Source organism: Deinococcus sp. YIM 134068 (assembly GCF_036543075.1).
Taxonomy (GTDB): Bacteria; Deinococcota; Deinococci; order Deinococcales; family Deinococcaceae; genus Deinococcus; species Deinococcus lichenicola.
In genome coordinates this window covers 1-8021 of sequence record NZ_JAZHPF010000043.1, presented here as the reverse complement: position 1 = coordinate 8021, position 8021 = coordinate 1, and the positions used below count along the sequence as shown (strand labels likewise).

The window sequence follows — 8021 nt, the reverse complement described above, 5'->3', positions numbered from 1 at the left end:
TAACCCCTGGGTGCCTGCCCAGCACGTCACCGCGTCCGCCTGGACGACCGACCCTCACCGCAAGGTGGGGGTTTCTCCTATGGGTGCCCCTGTGCCCGGCTCATCCTCGATTCTTGGTTGTGGCGGGAGGTCGTGCCAGGTCTGGCCGCCGTCGAGGGAGTAAGCGAGTTCCTTCGGAAAGAGCGAGTTGTAGAAAACACTTCCGCCCTTCCGTATTCGTTCAACCAGCAGTTCACAGCGGATGTGAGTTGGGGTGCTCGGTGGTTCGTCCAGGTCGTGGAATTCGAAGATGGAGACCATCGCCTCTTCCCAGTCTTCGGTATCAGGACCGTACAGTTCGACGGCATGTCGAATGCCTCGTTCGTCGTCCTCGTCTACGGGCAGAGGGCCGAGGTGTTGAATCTGAGGGCCGGGAGCCACGGTGAACGTGTACGTGTTCCGCCGCAGCATGTGCCCCAGTTCCTGCCGCCGCTTCGCCTCGCCCATGTCTTTCAGGGTAGCGGCCCATAGATCAAGTAGGGTAGATCGGCGCTCAACTTCGCATGGGGCAGCGCCCGAGCGTGTAAGCTCTCCTCAGACGCCTCACGGCAAAAGCGAACGTCGCCCAAATCCCCGCTAAGAGAAAGGCGACGTTCAAGCAGCCAGGCGTCCACCTGGACCTTCAGTGTACGCACTGAGGGCACGGGTGCAAAGGGGCTTACCTTGCACACCCACTTGTCTGCCGCCCACGACACGGCCCGCCCATCCACCAGCACCTCCCACCAGGACCGTACGAGCCGCTACTTGGATATGGCCCGCGCCGCGATGAGCGCCAGGGCCAACGCCACGACGGGGGACGGTGCGAGCGTGGCGGACCAAGGCGCGGCGCTGGGCACCGACCTTCCCCGAGTACGGACGGTGCAAGAGATGACCGCCGAGCTTCGGGCCAACCGCGAGGAGCGACGCAGGAGCCACGAGCAGACCCGCCGCGAGGCCGAGGCGACCTATGCCCCCCACGAGTTCTCGCAGAGCGTCAGGGACGCTTACAGCGCCTCGGCGCGAGTGATGGTGCGCCCGGTGCAGGGGCCGCGACCGGAGCCGGTGCCCGAGGTGCTCGACCTGGCTGAACTGCTCGACCTGGCCGAGTTGCGCCCCAAGCGGGGACGGGGGGCTGGGACGGAGGGACCCGGCAGGCTGGCCCGCTTGCTTCACGAGCTGGCCCGCCACGTCTTCAAGACCAAGGGCTACCGGCTCACCCCTGGGCAGATCGTCTTCCACACCTCCCAGGAGCTACTGGCCGAGGCCCTGGGCGTGGACGTGGCGACGGTGCGTCGCTGGACGCGGCAGCTCGAAGCACGGGCGTACTGCGACAGCCGCCCGCACTTCTCGGACATGACCCGCAACGGGGAGACCGTGGCCGCCGTGGACGGCACCCTGTACGCCGTGCGCCTGGTGCCCGGCTACCGCGCCCGCCTGGGCTATGACGACCTCTCCCACCAATGGCGCGACCTCGACGCCGACCGCAAGGCCGGGCGCACCGCCTGGGCGCTCCTGAAGGCCGTGAGAGCCGAGAAGGAGAAAGCCCGCCAGGAGGGCAAAAAGAAATTGCGCGGGTCAACTTCCCCCACAGAGCGGGGGGCGTGGGTGCATGTATTAAAAAATTGGGCCGTTACCCCAGGAACAGACGAAGACCCGTTAAATAATGACCCGCGCAATTTTCCGCTCGAAGAGGCGAAGACCGTGCAGGACGTGGTGTACGCCCTACCCGTGGTGCTCGACGCTCACCCCACCAAGCGGGCCGCCCTGGTCGGGATGCTGGGGGCCGTGCTGGCCCGCCAGCTCCGCGACCAGCACTCCCGGCGCTGGTACTGCCGCCTGATCTGGGACGCCTACCACGCCAACGTCGAAGGCCGCCAAGGTTTGCAGCAGCTCGCGGCCCAACTCGCCCGCCTCGATGCCGACCGCCGCGAGTGGGGAGGTTTGCGGAACCCTGCCGCCCTGCTCGCCGCTCGCCTGCGCTACCCCTCAGCCGTCCAGGCGTGACCCTCTGAAAAGTGACCGCGTAGGAGGGTCAGGAAGGGGCCTTTAAAAGTTGCCGAGGGGTAGCCCTCCCCCGGTAAGCCGCGTTACCAGAAGGCCCAAAACTCTCCCCCTAACCCCGGCTACAGTTAGGAGAGAGCAGGCGGGCAGCCAAGCTCAGCAGCGACCGACTAGGACCATGAGGAAGACCCGCCATCCTAACCTATCTCAAGGAGTGAAGATGACAGAAGCATCCGAAGAGCAGCACGGTGTAAATGAAAATTTTGTTGATAATGATCAGGAAAATGATAATCAAAGTGGCTACGATACAGAAGGAAGCGAAGAGGGCTCTCTTAATATACACTCAACTGAAAAAGTAATGATTGAAAAGGCTGACCGAGCCCTATTTCACTTTAATAGTTGGTATAAACAGAATAAGTTAATTCTTAATCCTACGTGGCAGAGAAAATACGTTTGGGATACTCGTAGGGCATCGAAGTTAATAGAATCATTCCTTCTCGATATTCCAATACCGGTCATTTACTTAGCTAAAAATGCTGAGGGCAAATATGAAGTTATTGACGGAGTGCAAAGATTGAATTCCATCTTTAAGTTTTTTGACGGTGATTATGCTATCACTGGTTTAGACATATTAACCGACCTAAATGGGAAAAAGTTCGGAGAATTAAGCCCTGAATTGCAAGATAAGCTTCAAGACACAACCTTAAGAACTTTCGAGCTTGCCCCGCAAACATCACAGAACTTATTATTCATAATTTTTGAGAGGCTCAATACAGGTGGAGTCAAGCTAAATGAAATGGAGATAAGAAACTCCATATTTAGAGGTAAACTTAACGACCTAATAGGTCAATTGGCGTCCAATCCAGATTTTCTTGCTTGTGTCAACCAGAAGAATCTTGATAAGAGAATGAGTGATAGGTCTTTAGTGCTGAGATTCCTAGCTTTCTATGAAAAGACTTATTTGAAAGCAAAGGATGGTATGAAACCATTTTTTAACGATTTTATGAAAACATATAGGAATCCTGAGAAGGAAAAGTTGAAAGAGTTTGAACAGATATTCAAGCACGCTATGAGAGCATCACTAACTGTCTTTGGTAATAATGGTTTCCGTCTTAGAAAACGTGACGGCTGGGGAAGTCAAGTCAACGCATCTGTTTTTCAAGTCATTGCAACTAGTTTCGCTAATTACGATATAGGTCAAATTACTAGAAGAGCCGATGCTATATATGAGGAATACATAGATTTAGTGACAACTGATAACGATTGGGTGAAAGCAGTCTCACAGGCCACAGGAGGTTACGCGGCAATATCTTACGCTTTTGAAACTTGGCAGAGTAGATTGAAGCAGATAATGAAAGAGGAAGTACCTAACGATAAAAAACGTGTGTTTTCAAGAGAACTAAAGCGGGAGTTATTTGAGCAAAATAACTCTTGCAAAATCTGTGGGCAAGAAATAAAGATTATACAAGACGCTGCTATAGATCACGTAGAGCATTATTGGCGTGGTGGACAAACTATTCCAGAAAATGCTCGATTGGTCCATAGATTATGCAATATGCAGCGACCAAAATAAGCAGATCATAGTAATAAGGAAGACGGGCAGTTAGTAGATCGATTTGCCTTAAGCATTCGTCGGGGATTCGCGAACAATGAATCCCCCCGGCTTCCTTGGTTGGGAGTTGCTTACTCTCACATCAGCTTCATTTGAATGAACTACCCACCCAACAGGGTGATTAGCAATGCCCGCCATCCCCCTGGGCGCGCGGGTTCTTGCGACACTGCGGCGTGAGCTAGGACGCGCAGCCGCCCTGGGTCCAGGGCAACACGCAGCTCGTCGCGGACCAGCCCACGCAACTCATCCCCCGACCGGGGGAGGGCGGCCACCGTCGAGATCGCCAGCTCCTCACGCAAGGCGGCCCGCACCTCCTCCCGAATCAGGGCACGTAGGGCTTCCGCTGATGTTGGAAGCGGCGCTAGGGGGGGTGCTTGGGGGAGGGTGAGCGCCCTCAGCGCCTCGACAACGCTGGGAGCTTCCTGCCGGTGGACCATGCTTAAGGCCTCGCTCAGCGTGAGCACTACAGACTCGGGCCACAGGCGCTCCAAGTGTTCGCCCCGGGGCAAGGCCTCCCCCGTCAGCTCCTCCCAGGTAGCCGCGTGCCGTCTCAACGTCGGGAGCCCTACACCCAATCGCTCGGCCACTTGCCGGGGCGTGAGCACGAGGGGCGTGGCAGCCGTCACAAGGTCAGTGTAAGGGGGCGCTCGGGGCGCTTGTGCAGTTAGTCGCTTGGGGCGTGCCACTCGCCCCGAGCGCCCCTAGCACTAACCTTTCTTAGTTTCAAAATCGGCCCCTCCCGCTCTGTCTGAGAGGCGCGTCCTCGCCTTCAGCAGGCCATCTGGGAAAGCACTAGGCGCACGCCGCGCCCGAGTCAGAAAATGAGTTGCGTGGGATCGTGCGGGCCTGATTGCACCTAGTCCTGAACCTGGAGCGGCTGCGTGTTTTGGCCCATGCCACGATCCCAGTCCCCAGGGGACCTCCTTCCCGACTGTGAGCAGCCTGGCGGGGCGGGCGGTAAGCTGGGGTGTGACCGATCAGAAGCGCACATTCCGCACCCTGGGCAAGAAAACCACGGAGGAGCGTATTGCAGACGCTCTGGAACGAATCGCCGGACTCATGGAGGACGACGCCGCTGAGCGAGCCAACGTGAAGCGAGCTGCCGAGCGGGCAGCGGATGAAGCGAAGCAGCGAGCTGAAGAGGAGCAACGGCGCAACTCTGCCGCTCTATCTGGAGTGGCAGACGCTCAGATTGAGATGTTCCGGGAGCGGGGTTTCAGTGGCGACGATGAGTCCGATGGCGGGAGCTTCCGGTAAGGCCAATTCCCGGAAGCAGATGAGCCAGGAAAGGCCCGTCCTCGCCTCCTCCCTCCCCCGGTGGTCGGCGCCGGAAGGACACCGGCCCCGTCCCCCGCGGTCGGTCAGACGCTGCGGCGGACGTGGGGCTGACTTCAACCTTGTCCCTGATCAGTGCAGAAGGAGAAGTGAGGGTGAACTCGGCTTGGACCCTTCGGCCTGCGTCCTACGGCTAAGGAAGCGAGCTGTCATGCCAACCTCTTCTAAAGCAGAAGTGGAACTCAACGCGTTGAAATACTGCTCACGAAGTTTTAGCGCCAGCTGCCAGGCGTACGCATCCCCATCCTCATTAAGAAGGATGATGGCTTCAGCGACTTCCCGTCGAACTTGATCACGGTGTTCCGATAGGTCGTGGGGTCCTCGCTCAATTAGGGGAAGCATCCAGGCAGTTTGAACAGGGTGGACTGACAAAAAGCTGAAAAGGGTGAACTCTTACAGGTCGGTTCCTATTGCTGGTCCTCAAACAGGTCAAGGCGGCGTTTAACTACTCACCAGAGACTCCAGCCTTGCCAATTGTGGCTGACCTAGGAGAGTACCCGACCGATCTTTCCCAACTGTGGGGGAGACAGGAGGTCCCCCACGCTTCGGTGGATGTTCCCTGTAAGCTCAACCGTATGGATGAGAGCACGCGGACCCGCTGGCTCCTTGCGCTTGCCCTGACCGAGGTTCAAGAACGTCCAAGACCCGAGTATGTCGAGGGTGCAGAGCAGCTCCGCAAAGATTTCCTCCGTCTGCGGGTTGAGCTGATGATCTCACCTGGGAATTTGGATCAAGGAGAAGAGCGGATGTCGAGGTTGCGCGTTGAGGCCGAACACCTGTTACGGCGCTTGGGGGTTGACCTTCCAAAGGGTCTGCTCAAGAGGTTCAAAACGGGAGAACGCGGTGACTCCCGGGACGCTCTGGCGTAGGCTGAGGGACGTTTCCCCGGCTAGCCCCATCCCGGCCCGAATCCCCCAAAACCGCCTAACCCTCTTCGCCGGGGAAAGTAAGCAAGATAAGTTCCCGGTCTGCCCCCTCCGGGGCCAGCCGGGAACGGTCGCTTAGAGGGCGTTTCCTGGTGTCAGATAGAAAAAGAAGAACAAATCTTCTACCTTGAGAAGTAGGAGGAAAGTGCCGTGCCAGTCCGCAAAAAAATGTCAGATGAGACCGCGACCGTCCGCACCGCCAAGGGAGGCCGCAAGGTCTCCGTGATCCTGCCCGCCGAACTCGCCGAGCAGGTCGAGCGCCTGGCCGACAGCCGGGGAGACCGCCTCACGACCACCGTGGTCGGCTTGATTGAGGAGGGGGCCAAACAGGTTCACGAGGGGGTGCGGGCCGACGCTCTCTCTTCTTTGCGGACCGAACTCCTCGCCGAGGTCGAACGCCAGGGAAGGAAGGCCCAGGAAGAGGTCAAGGCCCAGGCGCACCGCCTTGCCCACCTCCTCGCCCGCACGGCCTTGGAGAGCATGGCAACCCGGGTGAACACCGGCTACCTCCTCGATGCGGCTTACGAGGACCACGCCGAGGCCCTGAACCTCTTTAACCGGGGGTGGTCTCAGGCGGTCGAGAAGCTGGCCCGCCCTTCCCCTGGGGTGCGGCAAACCTTGAACCAGATCGCCGTCGGGGCGGGGGAGCAGGACCCGGGCGCCCTGGTGGACCTCGCGGCGGCCACCCGCGAGCTACGCAAAGGGCTGGAGGTGGTCGGGGCGCTGGCCCAGCATGTGCAGACCCTGGAGAAGCGCATCGAGGCCCAGGAGGGGCAGAGCAGCGAGACCCAGAAGGCGGTGGGCGAACTGAAGACCACCATGCAGAACCTCACCCGGGCCGTGAATGGCGCCCTGACAGAGCTGTTGACCGCCCAGGAAGAGGCCCGCGCCCAGCCCAAGGGCGGCCTGTTCGGGCGGCGGTAGTCGGGGAGAGGAGGGGAGATCGTGGCGCGTTCGTTCTCAGTGGTGAAGGCCAGCTACACCCGCAGCGCCGCCGAGGCCAAGGGGTCGGTGCGCTACATGCAGCACCGGCAGAATGACCTGGGGGAGCGCGAGACCCGGCTCCTCTTCGACCGCCAGGGTGAGGTCAGCCGCCAGCAGGCTTACGAGCGCCTGGACCAGGCCGGGGAGCAGCCGGGGAAGACCTACTACTACCGCCTGGTCCTCAACCCTGGGGAGGGGCACGCTGACCTGGACGAGGACGGGCGGCAAGCGTGGACGGCGGCGGTCATGGGGCGCATCGAGGAGCAGGGCCTCAAGGTGCGGGACTGGGTGGCGGTCAGTCACACCGACCAGGGCGAGCACGACCACGTGCATGTGGTAGCAGCCCTGTCGCGGACCTTGCAGAAGGACGAGTTGGCAGAGCTGCGGACCTCCAGCCGCGAGGCGTACACCCAGCAGAAGGAGTTGCAGCTAGAGCTGGGCATCTATCAGGAGGACCCCCGGACCCTGCTTGACTTGGAGGAGGTCTACCAGCGACACCGCGAGCTGGAGGTGGAGCGTCAGCAGCAGCCCCAGCGCCAGCGGTCCCTGGAGTGGGACTACTGACCAGGGGCGAGCGACGGCGGCACCAGGCATCAACACGGGGGGGAGGAGTACCCGCAGGCCCCCTCCCCCCCGTGTTGATCCAAAAGAGGAAGGCGACCCGGAGGCCGCCTTGATTTCTCTAAGTTAGCGTCGAATACACGCGAAGTCAAGGCTATGCGCCGGGTAGACTGGGGAGGTCCAGTCGGGCGCGCTGCATGACAAGTCGGGTAGACCAGGGGTCACCGCTCCCTCAAGGAGCAACCCCCACACGTTGGAAGCGTGTGGGGGTCACCGAAAGGTTGGTGATGCTCTTGGCCCACAAGAAGCATACCAGCGACAAGAAGGCGAGACAATCGCGGTTCCGGCGTCGGATGAAGAATCTGGCGATCTGGACAGCGTTTTTAATCGCGTTCGCGGAGCTGGTCACTGCCCTTGCAGAGCTGATCCAGTTACTGGTCAAGCTCCTGCCCTGACCTAACCCCTGGGTGCCTGCCCAGCACGTCACCGCGTCCGCCTGGACGACCGACCCTCACCGCAAGGTGGGGGTTTCTCCTATGGGTGCCCCTGTGCCCGGCTCATCCTCGATTCTTGGTTGTGGCGGG

Annotated in this window: 8 protein-coding genes; 6 read left to right on the top strand and 2 right to left on the bottom strand. The window is 59.9% G+C overall.

Translation table 11 applies throughout. The features are described from left to right. Window positions 1–54: 54 nt before the first annotated feature. Window positions 55–486: a hypothetical protein gene (locus V3W47_RS19450; RefSeq protein ID WP_331826897.1), complete on the bottom strand. Its 432-nt coding sequence runs from the start codon at window positions 484–486 to the stop codon at window positions 55–57. Window positions 487–714: 228 nt separating this feature from the next. Between V3W47_RS19450 and V3W47_RS19445 the strand changes: the two genes are divergently transcribed. Next, the gene (locus V3W47_RS19445) at window positions 715–2022 is read left to right on the top strand and encodes a hypothetical protein (RefSeq protein ID WP_331826896.1); all 1308 of its coding nucleotides are present in this window, start codon (window positions 715–717) and stop codon (window positions 2020–2022) included. Window positions 2023–2239: 217 nt separating this feature from the next. Next, window positions 2240–3592, top strand: coding sequence for a GmrSD restriction endonuclease domain-containing protein (locus V3W47_RS19440; protein ID WP_331826895.1), 1353 nt, complete (start codon window positions 2240–2242; stop codon window positions 3590–3592). Between the two features lie 140 nt (window positions 3593–3732). On the opposite strand, the gene V3W47_RS19435 is transcribed toward V3W47_RS19440, so the two are convergent. Then, window positions 3733–4257 carry a hypothetical protein gene (locus tag V3W47_RS19435; RefSeq protein ID WP_331826894.1) on the bottom strand — a complete coding sequence of 175 codons (525 nt, stop codon included), beginning with the start codon at window positions 4255–4257 and terminating at the stop codon, window positions 3733–3735. 343 nt (window positions 4258–4600) lie between these two features. On the opposite strand from V3W47_RS19435, the gene V3W47_RS19430 reads away from it, so the two are divergent. From V3W47_RS19430 to V3W47_RS19415, 4 genes are all read left to right on the top strand, one after another. Further along, complete coding sequence (locus V3W47_RS19430) at window positions 4601–4888, top strand: hypothetical protein (protein WP_331826893.1); 288 nt, start codon at window positions 4601–4603, stop codon at window positions 4886–4888. 1154 nt (window positions 4889–6042) lie between these two features. Beyond that, a complete protein-coding gene (locus V3W47_RS19425; RefSeq protein WP_331826892.1) occupies window positions 6043–6816 on the top strand; it encodes a hypothetical protein in 774 nt (257 codons plus the stop codon). 21 nt (window positions 6817–6837) lie between these two features. Next, window positions 6838–7440, top strand: coding sequence for a hypothetical protein (locus tag V3W47_RS19420; protein ID WP_331826891.1), 603 nt, complete (start codon window positions 6838–6840; stop codon window positions 7438–7440). 260 nt (window positions 7441–7700) lie between these two features. Continuing rightward, entirely contained in the window at window positions 7701–7892 is a 192-nt protein-coding gene (locus V3W47_RS19415; protein WP_331826890.1) for a hypothetical protein, read from the top strand. Window positions 7893–8021: the final 129 nt, after the last annotated feature.

Coding starts and splice junctions, on each gene's coding strand:
- V3W47_RS19450 (WP_331826897.1), bottom strand. CDS start 486: ATGGGCGAGGCGAAGCGGCGGCAGGAACTGGGGCACATGCTGCGGCGG.
- V3W47_RS19440 (WP_331826895.1), top strand. CDS start 2,240: ATGACAGAAGCATCCGAAGAGCAGCACGGTGTAAATGAAAATTTTGTT.